At 63.7% G+C, this 15,043-nt stretch carries 15 protein-coding genes; 5 read left to right on the top strand and 10 right to left on the bottom strand.

What is annotated here, in order from left to right; genetic code table 11:
- Positions 1–86 precede the first annotated feature (86 nt).
- Together rimM and trmD are read left to right on the top strand one after the other, a co-directional pair.
- Entirely contained in the window at positions 87–584 is a 498-nt protein-coding gene (rimM, locus tag QZ329_RS02100) for a ribosome maturation factor RimM (RefSeq protein ID WP_295747849.1), read from the top strand.
- Positions 581–1,348, top strand: a complete 768-nt coding sequence (gene trmD, locus QZ329_RS02095) for a tRNA (guanosine(37)-N1)-methyltransferase TrmD (RefSeq protein ID WP_295747847.1) — start codon at positions 581–583, stop codon at positions 1,346–1,348. Before rimM ends, trmD begins: the two co-directional genes overlap by 4 nt.
- Positions 1,349–1,395: 47 nt before the next feature.
- Here trmD and QZ329_RS02090 read toward each other — a convergent pair whose 3' ends face one another.
- From QZ329_RS02090 to QZ329_RS02070, 5 genes are all read right to left on the bottom strand, one after another.
- Positions 1,396–2,862 (bottom strand): S-layer homology domain-containing protein, encoded by a 1,467-nt coding sequence (locus QZ329_RS02090; protein WP_295747846.1) that lies wholly within the window; start codon positions 2,860–2,862, stop codon positions 1,396–1,398.
- 103 nt (positions 2,863–2,965) lie between these two features.
- Entirely contained in the window at positions 2,966–3,712 is a 747-nt protein-coding gene (locus QZ329_RS02085; protein ID WP_295747845.1) for an acyl-ACP thioesterase domain-containing protein, read from the bottom strand.
- 23 nt (positions 3,713–3,735) lie between these two features.
- Positions 3,736–4,188, bottom strand: a complete 453-nt coding sequence (locus tag QZ329_RS02080; protein WP_295747842.1) for a threonine/serine exporter family protein — start codon at positions 4,186–4,188, stop codon at positions 3,736–3,738.
- Between the two features lie 9 nt (positions 4,189–4,197).
- Positions 4,198–4,959, bottom strand: a complete 762-nt coding sequence (locus QZ329_RS02075) for a threonine/serine exporter family protein (RefSeq protein WP_295747839.1) — start codon at positions 4,957–4,959, stop codon at positions 4,198–4,200.
- A gap of 4 nt (positions 4,960–4,963) precedes the next feature.
- Complete coding sequence (locus QZ329_RS02070) at positions 4,964–5,788, bottom strand: suppressor of fused domain protein (protein ID WP_295747836.1); 825 nt, start codon at positions 5,786–5,788, stop codon at positions 4,964–4,966.
- 139 nt (positions 5,789–5,927) lie between these two features.
- On the opposite strand from QZ329_RS02070, the gene QZ329_RS02065 reads away from it, so the two are divergent.
- A complete protein-coding gene (locus tag QZ329_RS02065; RefSeq protein WP_295747833.1) occupies positions 5,928–6,686 on the top strand; it encodes an exodeoxyribonuclease III in 759 nt (252 codons plus the stop codon).
- A 44-nt stretch (positions 6,687–6,730) separates the two neighbouring features.
- On the opposite strand, the gene QZ329_RS02060 is transcribed toward QZ329_RS02065, so the two are convergent.
- The 5 genes from QZ329_RS02060 to spoIID form a co-directional block, all read right to left on the bottom strand.
- Entirely contained in the window at positions 6,731–8,029 is a 1,299-nt protein-coding gene (locus tag QZ329_RS02060; RefSeq protein ID WP_295747829.1) for a trypsin-like peptidase domain-containing protein, read from the bottom strand.
- 6 nt (positions 8,030–8,035) lie between these two features.
- Entirely contained in the window at positions 8,036–9,490 is a 1,455-nt protein-coding gene (locus QZ329_RS02055) for a HAMP domain-containing sensor histidine kinase (protein ID WP_295747826.1), read from the bottom strand.
- Positions 9,487–10,182 carry a response regulator transcription factor gene (locus QZ329_RS02050; protein WP_295747823.1) on the bottom strand — a complete coding sequence of 232 codons (696 nt, stop codon included), beginning with the start codon at positions 10,180–10,182 and terminating at the stop codon, positions 9,487–9,489. Before QZ329_RS02050 ends, QZ329_RS02055 begins: the two co-directional genes overlap by 4 nt.
- Before the next feature lie 110 nt (positions 10,183–10,292).
- A complete protein-coding gene (locus QZ329_RS02045) occupies positions 10,293–11,459 on the bottom strand; it encodes a polysaccharide deacetylase family protein (RefSeq protein ID WP_295747820.1) in 1,167 nt (388 codons plus the stop codon).
- Between the two features lie 93 nt (positions 11,460–11,552).
- On the bottom strand, positions 11,553–12,581 hold the full coding sequence (gene spoIID / locus QZ329_RS02040) for a stage II sporulation protein D (protein WP_295747818.1): 1,029 nt from the start codon (positions 12,579–12,581) through the stop codon (positions 11,553–11,555).
- A gap of 280 nt (positions 12,582–12,861) precedes the next feature.
- Between spoIID and QZ329_RS02035 the strand changes: the two genes are divergently transcribed.
- Both QZ329_RS02035 and QZ329_RS02030 read left to right on the top strand, forming a co-directional pair.
- The gene (locus QZ329_RS02035) at positions 12,862–14,136 is read left to right on the top strand and encodes an aminotransferase class I/II-fold pyridoxal phosphate-dependent enzyme (protein ID WP_295747817.1); all 1,275 of its coding nucleotides are present in this window, start codon (positions 12,862–12,864) and stop codon (positions 14,134–14,136) included.
- Positions 14,133–15,002 carry a radical SAM protein gene (locus tag QZ329_RS02030; protein ID WP_295747815.1) on the top strand — a complete coding sequence of 290 codons (870 nt, stop codon included), beginning with the start codon at positions 14,133–14,135 and terminating at the stop codon, positions 15,000–15,002. Before QZ329_RS02035 ends, QZ329_RS02030 begins: the two co-directional genes overlap by 4 nt.
- The last annotated feature ends 41 nt before the right edge of the window (positions 15,003–15,043 follow it).

Below are 15,043 nucleotides of genomic sequence, written 5' to 3'. Positions count from 1 at the left end.
GTCCTCTCCGGGGCGTTTTTGCGCTTGCCTGAACGGGCGGAACGTGCTATACTGCTTTCCGAACAAACGCGCAAAGGAGAACCCTCATGAAATTAGATATGGTCCCCGTGGGCCGGATCACCGGCGTCCACGGCATCCGGGGAGAGCTGCGGGTCCTGCCCCTGGAGGGGGAGGCGGACTTCCTCACCGGCTTTCAAACCTTTTATCTGGACGGGCAGGCCGTCTCTCCCTCCGCCTGCCGGGTTCACAAGGGCATGGCCCTTTTGAAGCTCGCCGGCGTGGACGGCCGCACTGCCGCCGAGGCCCTTCGCGGCAGAGAGCTTCTGGTCCGCCGGGCGGACGCCCATCTCCCCGCCGGGGAGTACTTCGACGGCGAGCTCATCGGCCTGGACGTCTACAATGGCGAGACCGGGGAGTGCGTGGGAGAGCTTACCAAGGTGGAGCGCTATCCCGCCAGCAAGGTTTACACCGTCCGGGGGTTGAAGGAGTTCCTGGTCCCGGCGGTGAAGGACGCCTTCATCCTGAACGTGGACCTGGAGAACAACCGGATGGACATCCGGGTCTGGGAGGGGCTGACGGAGTGAACATCGACATTCTGACCCTCTTTCCCGACTCTGTGGACGCCATGCTGAACGTCAGCATTCTGGGCCGGGCCCAGGAGCGGGGCTATATCGCCATCCGTACCCACCAGATTCGGGAGTACACCACCAACAAGCAGATGCAGGTGGATGATTATCCCTACGGCGGGGGCCGGGGAGCCGTCATGCAGGCGGACCCCCTCTATCGCTGCTGGGCCCACGTGACGGAGGTTCACGGCCCGGGGCAGACCATCTTTCTCTCCCCCTGCGGCCGGACCTTCACCCAGGATGTGGCCAGGGAGCTGAAGGAGAAGTATGACCACCTGATTCTGGTCTGCGGCCACTATGAGGGCGTGGACCAGCGCTTCCTGGACGAATGTGTGGACGAGGAGATTTCCATGGGGGACTTTGTCCTCACCGGCGGGGAGATTCCCGCCATGGCGGTGGCGGACGCGGTGTGCCGCATGGTGCCGGGGGTTCTGCCGGACGAGGAGTGCTTTCAGGAGGAGTCCCACTGGAACGGTCTTCTGGAGTACCCCCAGTACTCCCGGCCCGCCGTGTGGCACGACCGGGCGGTGCCGGAGATTCTGCTCTCCGGGGACCACGGGAAGGTGGCGGCGTGGCGGCGGAAGGAGAGCTACAAGCGGACCATGCGCCGCCGTCCGGACCTGTTTGCGCGGTTTGACGAGAGCCAGCTGACCACCAAGGCGGAGAAAAAGATTCTCCAGGAGGCCAGAGACGAGCTGGCGGCAGAGAGTGGAGAGCGGTAAAAGACCGTCCGGCGGAATCCCGCCGGACGGTCTTTCTTTCCGTGTGCTCAAAAATTGGTCACGCCATAGATCGCGGTGGGGCCGTCCGCACCGCCGATGATACCGCTGTCCGCGCTGCCAGTGATCTCCTCAAAGCCGGAGAAATCGGGGAAGGTGATGGTCACGTCGTTGCCCACGGCCTGGACGTCCATAGTCATGTCCACGTCCATGGCGGCGCTGACCGTCAGGCTGTCCTGGCCGTCGGAAGCGTTCAGGTCCGCTTTCAGAGTCATATCCGCCGCGGCGCTCTTCAGCGTGCCGTCCTGGCCCACGGTGTAGGTGATGGTGCTGCCGCCCAGGGTAACGGTCATATCCATGTCCACACCGGCGTCCATCATGCCCAGAATCTGGCCGAACAGGCCGTTGAGCATCCCGGCGAAGGCGTCGTTCAGCACCAGGGTATAGACGGTGTTTCCGCCGGAGGTCTTGGTGGTGATGGACTCAATAAAGGGAAGCATGGCGGCGTAGGTCTTGCCGGAGGCCTGCTCCATCAGGGCTGTGAGGGTCTCCGCGTCCATGCCCATGGCGGTGGAAACCTGATAGGCCATCTCACCGGAGCGGACATACACCACGCCGTCCTTCAGCCAGTACTCCACGTTCTCGGTCTCGGAGGCATCTCCGTCCGTAACGGTGACGGTCATGTCCATGGCCATCTGAAGCTCCTTGTCCAGAATCATCTTGATATTGCCCTTGACGGCGGCGTCCGCCTTCTGGGTCATGTCCAGGGCGGTTCCGCTGCCGGCGCCTTTGACGGTGACGCTCATGCCTACCTTCGCGTCCACTGAGGTATCCAGCCCCTGGGCCGCCGCCTCGCCGGAGCGCTGGAGGGCCCGGTAAGCCTCGATTTTCTCCGTGATGGGCTTGGCGGCGTCCGCGTCCACGGCTCCGCTCTTGATGAGGCTGGCCAGCAGATAGGTGCTGCCGTCCTTGAGGTCCGTGCCCAGGGCCTGATAGGTCAGGGCCACCAGGTCGTCCCGGAGGAAGGTCCCGGTGAACAGGGAGGTATCCAGCAGGCCGCAGCTCTGCGCAAACGCCTGGGCGTTGGCGTTGGTGAAGTCCACGTTGTCCTGATAGCCCAGGGCCCGGAGGAGAAAAATCGTGTACGCCTTGCCGGTGCAGGGACTGGACGCGCCGAAGGTGGTTTCGGAGGTGCCGCTGGCAAGGCCCTTGTCCGCCAGCCACGCGGCAAAGGGAGCCGCCGTCTCGTTCACGTCGGTGAAGGGGCACTTGAGGTCCCCGGCGGTGTAGGCGGCAATGGCCTCCTCCTCCGCGCCGTAGAGCCGGACCAGCATAATGGCGGCCTGGGCCCGGGTGGGGGCCTTGTCCAGGGCAAATCCATCGGCGGCGGAGCCCTTGAGCATGCCGATGGCGGCCAGCTCCTCCGCCGCGCCGTCAAAGCTGGAGGCGGAGGCGGTAACGCACAGCACGCCCGTCAGCGCCAAAGCCGTCAGCAGGATGGTTAGAAAGCGTTTCATGAAAAATCTCCTCTCTTCTCCGGCGGCAGCCCGCCGGGATGTTACAAAACCATTGTATACCTGGAAAAAACCGCCGTCAAGGGCGGTTTTCCTGGAAAAATCTTCAAAACACGCACAGCGCCGTGAAGCAGGAGCCGTGGGGGCCCAGACCCTCTAGGAAATACCCCGTCTCGTTCCGGCAGCCCTCCAGGCGCAGCTGGTCTCCCAAAACCGCCTCCCGACTGTAGTTGATGTGGAATTCCCGGGGGATTTGGACCTGCAAATCCTCCGGCAGGGCGTCCCAGACGATGTCGCCGTAGTTCCCGCTGAACAAGTGTCCGTTTCCGTCCAGGTCGGACCAGCGGACCACCCGGGTCCCCAGGTCCTCCCGATTCTCCTTGGGAGGGATGATTTTCCGTGTCTCCGGGCAGTCCAGAAGACGGTCCGAGGCCAGCAAGGGCTTGGCGGTGAAGGCCGTGGGCCGCAGAATCTTCCGGGTGATGGGGTCCACCAGAATCCAGTCCGTCCGGGCGGAGACCCGAACCCGGCCTTCCCGGTCCTTCATTTCATAGTTCCGCTTCATATGGGCGGCCTTGGCGCCGGCCTCCCAGGTGGTGATGTCCAGCACGTCCCCGGCGTGAGGGCAGTTGTGGATTTTAAGGGACACCCGGGAGAGGAGAAATACCTCCCGGGCCGCCCACAGAACCTCATGGGTCAGGCCCCGGGCGTCGTAATCGTACCCGGCAAAGGCCCCCAGACGGCTTAAAAGCGCCGCCACCCGGACCCGCTGGTCCCGGTCGCAGTCCCAGAAGACCAGTTCCTCCTGCCGGAAGTAGCCGTTTTCGTATAAACGCTGTTTGAAATCCTCCATGGTTCTCTTGTATCCTCCGTTGTTCACTTCTTGGGCGCCCTGGGCCGCAGCCAGGGAAAAACAGCCCGGAATACGGAGGAGGCCAGCATGGCCCCCACCGCCAGCGCCGCCGCCATGCCGAAGGTGTGCAGCAGGGTTGTGAGGAACTGGTCCGTCTCCCCTGCCACGCAGTACCGCATGGCATAGTAAATGCCCCCGCCGGGAACCAGCGGCAGCAGCGCCACCAGCACATATCCCGTCACCGGGCAGCGCCGCACCTTGGACATCACCTCGGCGAAGACGCCGATGGCCGCGGCCGCCAGGAAGGCGGCGAAAATTGTGCTCCCCGCCAGAAGATACACCAGCCAGCCCAACGCCCCGCCCGCTCCGGCAATCAGCTTTCCCTGGCCGTGGATGTTGAACATCAGCGTAAAGCCCACGCAGGCCAGAAAGGCGCAGAGACAGGGCAGCGCGTATTCCAACAAGACCGTCTCCATACCACCCTCCTATAACATGCCGCCCAAAGCCTGACCCGCCGCCGCCCCCAGGGCGATGGCGGAGGCCGTCAAGATCGCATCCGCCGTGCGGCTCAGGCCGGAGAAGGTGTCCCCGGCCATGATCTCCCGCATGGCGTTGGTCAGGGCCATGCCGGGAACCAGAACCATCAGCGCGGAGATTGTCACCACGTCCACGCTCTGCCCCAATCCCAGATGCACCAGCACCATGGCCAGCAGGGCGGTCAGGGCGCTGCACACCGCCGTGCGGAAAAAACTGTTGGCCCCCAGAAAGCGCCCGCCGTAGAGGAGGCAGCACCCCACAGCCAGGCCGCAGAAAAAGGCGCAGGCCGTGTCCGCCGGGCCGCCGCCGAACAGCGGGGCGAAAAAGCCGGGGGCCACGCCGTAGCCCAGCAGTGTCAGCCGGGTGGAGTGCCGGGGAATCGCCAAGCACAGCGCGGCGATGGCGGCCTGCGCCTCGTCCAGGGGAGGGGGCTCCGTGCAGAGGCGGCGGCAGAGGCTGTTGCAGCGCTCCAGCAGCTCAATGTCCGTGCCGTGAAGCGGCACCCGCCGCATCCGGGTGATGGGATGCCCCTCCGGCGTGGAGACGCTGACGATGAGGCAGTTGGGAATGGCGAACACCTCCGGCTGCTCCAAACCGTAGGCGTAGAGCAGCCGCCGGACGGACTCCTCCACCCGGTAGATTTCCGCGCCGCTGTACATCAGCTGGTAACCCAGTTCCGCCGCCATATCCAGCAGCTTGTCATAGTCCATGTCCTCAGTCCAGAACCTCCTTGAAATCCGCGCAGAGGTTGGGCCGGTGAATGTCCAGTATCATGGGGAGCTTCCCCTCCATGAAGCGCTGATTCAGGCCCTCCATGCCGTATTTCAGTTTGTACTCAATCTCCTCCTTATAGGCGGGGACAACCATGTAGAAGCTGATCTTCTTTCCCTCTTCCGTCTCCAGCGGCGGGACCAGGGAGGGCTGAGCCAGCACTGCGCCGCCAAATCCCACGCCCTCGCAGATGGGGTTATAGTCCGGCCCGTTGGGGATGCTGTGGCCCCAGCCCAGCCAGGTCTGGTACTCGTGGGGGAACCGGGCCAGAAATTTCAGCATCTGGAAGGGCCAGAAGCTCTCGTAGGGCATATCCTTGGTGGACAGGTTTTCCTCCCCCACGTTCCAGTCCCCGGGGAGAATCATGTACAGCTCCGCGTATTTCAAATCTTCCTGGTCCGCGATCTCCGCCGGCAGGTTCATGGGCAGATCGCTCATGCCGGTGGTATACAGCACATAGCCGTCCCCCTCCGGCTCGCGGAGAACATGGACGTCGATGTGGACCAGGTCGCTGAGAATCTCGTGGCAAACAAAGCCGCCCCAGCCGGGGAAAATCCCATCCATGTGCTTTTCGATGGCCTCCATGGACACGCACACGTCCGCCGGGGGACGGAACCCCTGCTTCTCCGGCGTCTGATACCGGTAAATGGCGGAGCCGCCGGGGGAGTACTCCTCCGTCTCCAAAGCCGGGGCCGTCTTCCGGGACTGGGCGGGAGACTCTGCGTTCTTTTCCTCTTTTTTCTGTTTCCATTTATCCAGAAAACCCATGTCTGAAAACCTCCTTGTGAAATGCACGGAAACTTTTCTCTATACTACTCCTTTTCCGCTTCGCTGGCAATTGTTTTTTCTCTCCGAATCCGCTACAATGGGAACACGAAATCTTTACAGATTGATAAAGAGGTGTTTTATGAAACTGGTATCTTGGAACGTCAACGGTCTTCGCGCCTGCCTGAAAAAGGGCTTTCTGGACTTCTGCGCCTTCGCCGACGCGGACGTGATCTGCCTCCAGGAGACGAAGATGCGTCCGGAGCAGGCGGAGTTCGACCTGCCGGGCTATCTCCGCTTCTGGAACAGCGCCGACAAGGCCGGCTACTCCGGCACCGCCGTCTTCACCCGGCGGGAACCCCTGCGCGTCACCTGCGACTTCGGCATCGACGAGCACCGCCACGAGGGCCGGGTCATCACGGCGGAGTTTGAGGAGTTCTATCTGGTCTGCTGCTACACCCCCAACTCCAAGGACCAGCTCCTCCGCCTGGACTACCGCATGAGCTGGGAGGACGATCTTCGGGAGTATCTCTGCGAGCTGGACGCCGTAAAGCCGGTGGTCTACTGCGGGGACCTGAACGTCGCCCACCAGGAGATCGACCTGAAGAATCCCGGCCCCAACCGCCGCAATCCCGGCTTTACCGACGAGGAGCGGGAGAAGATGACCAGGCTCCTCGCCTCCGGCTTTGTGGACAGCTTCCGGGCGCTGTACCCGGACAAGACCGGGGCCTATTCCTGGTGGAGCTACCGGGGAAGGGCCCGGGAAAACAACACGGGGTGGAGAATCGACTATTTCATCGTGTCGGAGCGCCTGCGAGACCGCATCAAAAACGCGGATATCTGGAGCGAGGTCCTGGGCAGCGACCACTGCCCGGTGGTGCTGGAGCTGGAGGAGAGCTGAAAAAGGGAAGGAGGGGCGCCGCCCCTCCTCGCTGTTTTATCCGTTTATGCCGCCGCCTCTTCCAGGACCAGCGTTACCTTCAGCGTCTCGTCCTGACGCCGGAGCGTCAGCGTCAGCTCGTCGCCCACATAGAGCGTCCGCCGGACCCGGAACAGGTCCTGGGTGTTTTGAATCTCCTCGCCCTGGGCGGCGGTGATATAGTCCCCCGCCAGGACTCCCGCCGCCTCCGCGGCGGTGCCGGGTTCCACAGAGTCCACCAGCAGACCCCGCTCATCCGTAATCACCAGAATGCCCAGACGGGGCTCCGGCTTCACCTCGCCCCATTTCAAAAGGTCGTTGACGATCCGCTCCAGCTGGGCTGTGGGAATGGCAAAGCCCAGACCCTCCACGCTGTCCCGGCTGGACATGAACTTTGCAACATTAATGCCCACCACCTGGCCCTGGCTGTTGATCAGAGGCCCGCCGGAGTTCCCGGAGTTCAGGGCCGCGTTGGTCTGGAGAAGGGTCATGGTCCGGCCCTCCACCTCCACGTCCCGGTCGATGGCGGAGATGATGCCGTTGGTCAGCGTACCCCGCAGCTGCCGGGGGGCGCCGATGGCGTACACCGGGTCCCCCACCACCAGCTGCTCCGAATCGCCGAAGGGCGCGGCGGGCAGCGTGCCCAGGGTATTCAGCGCCCCCGGAGGAACCTTTAAGACCGCGAGATCGCTGTTCTCGTCCCCCGCCACAAAGCAGACGTCCATGGTATAGCCGCTGTCCAGGGTGACGCGGCACAGATTGCCGCCCCGGACCACATGATAGTTGGTGATGATATAACCGTCCTCCGAGAAGACGACGCCGGTGCCGATGGAGCGGCTGTCCCCGGTCCAGCAGGATACCGTTACCACCGCCGGATTCAGCTGGCGGTAAACCTCCTGCGCCGTCAGTTCCTCTCCCTCCTCCCGGGAGAGGGCCAGAGACGCCCCCAGGCCCACGGGCCAGCCGGGGATGGTGATCTCCTCCGACGCGTAGGAGACGCCGCCGTCCGGGTCCTCCCGGCTTCCAAAGGACAGCCTCTCCGCCAGCCGGACCGCGACTGTCAGCCCCACCAGAAGGACCACACAGGCCAGAAATTTCCACAGGCCCGCCCGGCTTCTCCGCCGGGGCGGACGCGGGACGGGCCGCCGGCTCTCCGCCGTCCGGGGAACCGGGCGGCGATAGGCCTCCACCACCTCCCGGGGGTCCCGCTGGCGATAGACCTCCACCACTTCCCGGGGGTCCCGGCTCCCGGCCCATGTCCCGGGGGCCCTCCAGGTCTCCACAATTTCGCCGGGCAGCCGCCCGGTCTCCTCACGCTCTGCCATGCTTCCTCATTTCGTGTTCAGGGAGAAGGAAAACGCGGTGATTCCATTCTCGCTGGTCACATTGATTTTTTCCTTGTGCTGCTCTAAAATCGTCTTGACGATGTAGAGCCCCAAGCCCACGCCGTCCTTGTCCTCGCTGCGGGACTTGTCGCTTTTGTGGAACCGCTCGAACAGCAGCGGCAGCTCCCCGGCGGGGATGGTGTCCCCACAGTTTCGGACGGTTACCTGGGCCCTGCCCTCCCGGAGGGCGAGCCCCAGGTACAGCGCGGAGCCCTGGTAGGCGAATTTCGCCGCGTTTTCTAATAGGTTGTAAATCACCTGGGTGATGAGATCGTTGTCCCCCAGGACCAGAATCGGCCCCTCGGGGATGTCCGCCTCCACATCCAAGTCCCGGTCCGTAATCTTCTTCTCCATGGAGATCAGCACCCGGCGCATGCTCTCGCACAGATCAAAGTGCGCCCCGCTGCGCAGGGGGTCGATGGCCTGGAGCTGACTGACGTCCAGCATCCGCCGAACCAGGCGGCTGAGGCGGCGGCTCTCTCCGGCGATGATCTGGAGATACTGCTTCTCCTTTTCCGGGGGAATGGTGCCGTCCAGAAGGCCGTCGGTATACCCGGCGATGGTGGTCATGGGGGTCTTCAGCTCGTGGGAGATGTTGGCGATGAATTCCCGGCGCTGCCGCTCCGTCTGCTGGAGGCTCTCCGCCATGGCGTTGAAGGAGGCGGCCAGCTCCCCCACCTCGTCACTCCGGCCATAGTCGTTCATCCGGATGTCAAAGTCCCCCTCGGCATAGCGCCGGGTGGCCTCCACCATCTCCCGGATGGGCTTCACCTGCCGCATGGCGGTGACGGAGGAGGCCATGAAGGCGATCATCAGGACCACGAAGGACGTCATGAAAAAGAGGCCGATGAACCCCTGCCACATCGAGTCCAGAGAGGCCATGGTGGACACGGCCACCACCTCTCCCACCCGCTCCATCGTGACGGGATTGATGGCGGCCACGCCCACGGAGAAACGCTTTTGGGGATAGAGTCCCCCCAAATCGTCCCGCCAGGAGGCGCTGCCCTCCTCCATCACCCGGCGGGTCCGTTCCGCCGGGATGGTCACGCTCCGCCCGTCCAGGGCCTGATCCGTAGAGAGGAGCACATGCCCCTCCGTGTCGCAGATCATGAAATGCACGTCGGAGACGACGGCGGCGAAGCTGGCCAGGCGCTGGAAATCCAGGTCGTCCTGCAAATCCTCTATGTCCAGATACCGCCCGTTCTCCAAATAGCTGAGGGAGAGCTGGCTCATCACCTGGGCTTTGGAGGCGATCTCCCGCCCCTGCTGGCTTCGGGCGTAGTTATAGCTGAGGGAGAAAAAGGCCGCTCCCAGCAGGCACAGCGTCAAAAGCACCATGCCGGCGGTGACGAAGAGCTGCCGCCAATACAGGCTCTGGGTCCGCTCCCGAAAGCGCTTCATGTCTCCGCCTTCTCCACCAGCTCGAATTTATAGCCCACGCCCCAAACTGTTTTCAGCTCCCACTGGTCGGACACGTTGTCCACCTTGTCCCGCAGGCGCTTGATGTGTACGTCCACCGTCCGGCTGTCGCCGAAATAGTCAAAGCCCCACACCTCGTCCAGCAGCTGGTTCCGGGTGTAAACCCGGTTGGGGGTGGAGGCCAGGTGGTACAGCAGCTCCAGTTCCTTGGGCGGCGTGTCCACCTTCTTTCCGTCCACGATCAGTTCGTAGGCGTCCAGATTGATCACCAGCTTGTCAAAGGTCAGGCGCTTGCTGGTGTCGTTGGGAATCTCCGTCCGGCGGAGAACGGCGTTGATCCGGGCGATCAGCTCCTTCATTTCAAAGGGCTTGACGATGTAGTCGTCCGCCCCCATTTCCAGACCCTGGATGCGGTCGAACACCTCGCTCTTGGCGGTGAGCATGATGATGGGAACCTGCGAGGTCTCCCGGATTTTGGCGCAGACGGCCCACCCGTCCATGACGGGCAGCATGATGTCCAGCAGAATCAGATCCGGCACGCTCTTTTGGAATTCCTCGATGGCCTTCCCGCCGTCTCCGGCAATGCGGACGTCGAAGCCCTCCTTTACCAGATACATGTGAATCAGATCGGAGATATTGCGGTCGTCTTCAACCACCAGAATATTGCGTCCCATGGCGGTTCCTCCCCTGTTTGCATAATTTCCATATTTCTCACTTTCTATTATACCCGCCGCCCTGCCGGTGTGTTGAATTTTCTGTTAACCTTCTTGACCCCTGCGGGGGTTCAGGGCGTTCCGGTCTCTCGATGGGCCGTCAGGATTCCCCCCGCCTCCAGGGCGGCGGCCAGGAAGGACCGCAGCCCAGAAGAACTGGCGGCGTTTCCCAGCCAGACGGCGGCGTCCCCCTGCCGGGCGGCCAGCCGCTGCACCAGGGCCTGGGCCCCGGAGGCGTTGTGCAGGGGCTGTCCGCTCCGGTCCAGCTCCGGCTGGAGGCAGCGGAAACCCAGCTCCCCGGCTTCCTGAAGGGCCTGGGAACCTCCCCCGGGAAGATAGGCCAGCCGGGTTTTGCCGCAGGCGGCCCGGAAGAGGGCGGCGTTGCCCGCCTCCAGCTGCTCCGCCACCGTTTGCTCCGGGTCGCCGGCGTCCGCCAGGATGCCGATGCTGTGCCCGCCGGCGCTCATGCGGCGAAGAAGCTCTCCCTGCCGCTCCATCTCCTCCGGCGTGAAGAAGAAGGCGGCCTTGACGCCATAGCTCTCCAGGGCGTCCAGCATGGCGGCGGAGGCGCTCCCCGCCGCAAAGCACAGGGCGATTTGCTTCCAGGCCAGCTCCGCCGCCGGGTCCTGGACCGGAGGGGAGGGCTGGGGCGGCTGAACCACGGGGGGAGTCGTGCTCTCCGGCCGGACCGCCTCCTCCTTGGCCCGGATATAGTCGGCGTAGACGGTGTTCAGCTGGTATTGGGCCGCATCGGCGTAGAGCTTGTCCGACACGTCGTATCCCGGCTGGCGGAGCCAGACCATGCTGCCCCGCTCCACCTCAATTACCGAGTAGACCAGGTCAAAGTACCGGGATACGGTGTAGGCGGGGACGAAGACCGTCCCGTTCCGCCGCACCGCTCCGGGATAATAGGCGTTGCCGTTGTTGTCCAGGGCGCAATTGGCGGAGAGGTTGAAGGTCAAAGACCGCCCGCCGCTGCCGCTGTATAAAACCACCCAGTCCTGACTGCTGTCCAGCACCTGGGAGACGTTCAGCGTCTCCCGGCCCGCGCCGGTGAAAATGGAGCTGGGCACGTATACATAGCCGCCGCTCCAAAAGGGCATGGTATTGTCCGAGAGGGGCAGAACATAGCTGCCCACGGCGGTGAAATAAACCCGTTCCGCCGCCCGGACGGGAGGGACCGCCAGCTGGACCGCCAGCAGCAGGCAGAAAAGCAGCGCCGCCGCCCGCCGTTTCATAGGCCGTCCCTCCTTTGTAGAATTCGGTAGAAAATAAACTGATTTTATCACACTCTGCCGGGGTTTGTAAAGGGCGGATTCGGTGCCGCGGCTTCAGCCCGGATAGGGCTCCACCGTCACGCCGGTGTAATAATGGGTCAGAATTTCCCGCCAGTCTGCGCCCTCCAGTGCCATTTGATTGGCTCCGTACTGGCTCAGGCCCACGCCGTGGCCGTAGCCGGTGACAAAGAAGGCCATCTTTCCCTCCTGCGCCTCCCAGGTAAAGCAGGCGGAGCGAAGTCCCAGGGCCGAGCGGACCTGGACGCCCTTGACCGTCACGCCGCCTACGCAGACCGTGGCCACGCTGCCCGCCCCGTCGGTGACGGCGGCGCTGAGCCAGCCTGCCATGCCGCCGGAGAGGTCCGCCGCCGGGAAGGCGGCCAGCAGCTTCTCTTTCAGCTCCGCCTCCGTGAATTCCATGCGGCTGTAATAATTGGGAATCCGGTCCCCCGCTTCCGGGGAGGAGACCGCCTGGAGATAGGGCAGGTCGTTGAGCCAGACCTCTCCCGCCGCCCGGGTCAGTCCCGCCGAGGAGGAGTGAAACACCGCCAGAATGGGTACGCCGCCGTAGAGCACCGTCTCGCCGTCGGTCTCCTTCACCGCCGCCTCCACCTTGTCCTCGTACGCGTCGGCCATCTCTCCCCAGTTGGCCCTGGCCCGCTCCTCGCTGATGTAGGCCTGACAGCAGGTATGGTCGGTGCAGATGTCCGCGTCCTCCCCGTGGTTCCCCCCGGACTGGAGCTTGTACAGCGTATAGGTCCTGGCCGCCGCTGCCTGGGCCTTCAGGGCCTCTAGTTCAAAGGAGGCGGGCATCTCCGCCCGAACCACCCCCACCAGATAGGTCCCCAGGTCCATCTCCAGAATCTCCCCCCTGTCCAGCACCCGGAGGGGCCGGGCGGCGTCCAGCTTTCCGCTGGCAAAGGGGGGCGGCGGCTCCGGTTCCGTCTCATCCACCGGCTCCTCCCGTCCGAAAAGGGTGGAGCGGAAGGGGACCACCACCACAAGCGGCAGCAAAAACAGCGCCGCCAGCAGCAATGCCGACACGGCGATGATCGGATTCATCGGGCTTCTTCTTCGTCTCATGGGGTTTCCTCCTTTGTGGCAGGCGGGGAACTCATCTTCCACCCTATGCGGCGGCGGCGCCAAACATGCCCGGCCCGCGCCGGAGAATGTTTCCGTTTATCCGGCAGGACCTCAACTGTGGGTAGTATCCGCCATAGTATATGCCGGAACGTAGCGGCTTATCGACAAAATTCCTGTGGTTTTTCCCCATGGCGCGCCGCAGGGAAATAGGGCTTGAAACCCCTTTGCGATTTCGCTATACTAGAATCTATCAAAGGGTTCAACAGAAAGGATGGATTTTATGAAGCCTTACGCTCAGCTCACCCCTGCGGAGCGCGCCGGGGAATACGCCCGCCTTCAGGCCGAATTTGACGCCCTGAAGGCCAAGGGCCTCAGCCTGAACATGGCCCGGGGCAAGCCCGGGAGACAGCAGCTGGACCTGGTCAGCGACATCTTCGGCGTGATGCAGAAGCCGGAGGACTTTGTCTCCGGCGGCCTCGACGTCCGGAATTACGGCGAGCTGGCCGGTCTCCCCGCCGCCAGGGCGCTCTTCGCGGACATTCTGGGCTGCCGGCCGGAGCAGGTCTTTGCAGGCGGCAACTCCAGCCTCCAGCTGATGTACGATACCATCGCCAAGGCCTATACCCATGGCCTGCTCCACAGTCCCCGGCCCTGGTGCAGGGAGGAAACGGTCAAGTGGCTCTGTCCCGCTCCCGGCTATGACCGGCATTTCAAGGTCACGGAGACCTTTGGCTTCCAGCTTCTTACCATCCCCATGACGGACAGCGGCCCCGATATGGACGCCGTGGAGGAGGCCGTTAAGGACCCCGCCGTCAAGGGTATCTGGTGCGTACCCAAATACTCCAACCCGGAGGGCGTCATCTACTCGGAAGAGACCATCCGCCGCCTGGCGGCCCTGACCCCCGCCGCGCCGGACTTCCTCATCATGTGGGACAACGCCTACTGCGTCCACGAGTTCGAGGGGGACTACGTGCCCTTCCCGGACATCCTGTCCATCTGCGCCGGGGCGGGACATCCCGACATGGTCTTTGAGTTTGCCTCCACCTCCAAAATCACCCTCCCCGGCGCGGGCGTGGCCTGCTTCGCCTGTTCCGAGGCCAACATGGCCCACATGGAAAAGCTCCTCACCCCCCAGGTCATCAGCTATGACAAGGTGAACCAGCAGCGCCACGTCCTCTATCTCCGGGACAAGGCCCACACCCTGGAGCTGATGAAAAAGCACGCTGCCGTCATGGGTCCCAAGTTCCGCTGCGTGGTGGACGTCCTGGACCGGGAGATCGCGCCTCTGGACATCGCCTCCTGGCGGCGGCCCAAGGGCGGGTATTTCGTCTCCTTCAACGCCATGCCCGGCACGGCGAAGCGGACCCTGGCTCTGTGTAAGGAGGCGGGGGTCACCATGACCAGCGCCGGGGCCACTTTCCCCTATGGAAAGGACCCCCAGGACAGCAACATCCGCATCGCCCCCTCTCTGCCTCCGGTGGAGGAGCTGGAGCAGGCCATGACCGTGTTCTGCGTCTGCCTGCGGATGGCCGCTTTGGAGAAACTGGGCGTATGAGATACTACGGCAGCGTATACCGCCCGCCCTCCGAGGCGCGGAGCCTTATTGTGCAGGTGACTTACGGATGCAGCCACAACACCTGCGCCTTTTGCAGCATGTATAAGGAGAAGCGCTTCGCCGTCCGGCCCATGGAAGAGGTGCTGGAGGACTTCCGGATAGCCCGGGAGGTTTACCACCATGTGGAAAAAGTCTTCCTGGCCGACGGGGACGCCCTGGTGAGGAAAGCGGCGGAGCTTTATACCATCCTGGATACGGTGCGGGAGCTCTTCCCGGAGTGCAGCCAGGTGACCAGCTACGCCTCCCCGGCGTCCATCCGGATTCGGACGGAGGAGGAGCTGCGGACCCTCCGGGCCAAGGGCCTGACCATGGTTTACATGGGCCTGGAGTCCGGCAGCGACGAGGTGCTGACCCTCATGCGCAAGGGCCACCCGGCGGCGGAAATCATCGAAATGGGGCAGAAGGTCCGCAAATGCGGCATCGCCCTCTCCGTCACGGCCATCACCGGTCTGGGCGGGCCGGAGCTGCTGGAGCGCCACGCCCTGGACACCGCCAGGGCCTTCAACGCCATGAATCCTGAGTACATCGGGATGCTGACGCTGATGGTGGAACCGGAGACGCCTCTTTACGACTGGGTCCATGGGGGGAAGTTCCAGCTTTTGACCCAGCCCCAGGTGCTGGAGGAGACCCGGCTGCTGGTGGAGAACCTGGACAGCCCCGGCAGCGTGTTCCGCATGAATCACGCCAGCAACTATCTGGTTCTGCGGGGGACGCTGAACCAGGACCGGGCCGCCATGCTGGCGGAGATCCAGCGGGCCGAACGGGACCTGACCCGTCTTCGTCCCGAGGCCTGGAGAGGTTTGTAGGAAGAAAGGACTCCCCGCCGGGGGCGCTCCGCGAGGAGGAG

This window comes from uncultured Oscillibacter sp. (assembly GCF_910579365.1).
GTDB lineage: Bacteria > Bacillota > Clostridia > Oscillospirales > Oscillospiraceae > Oscillibacter.
Note: the sequence above shows the minus strand (reverse complement) of the source record. Positions and strands in the feature narration are given on the sequence as shown.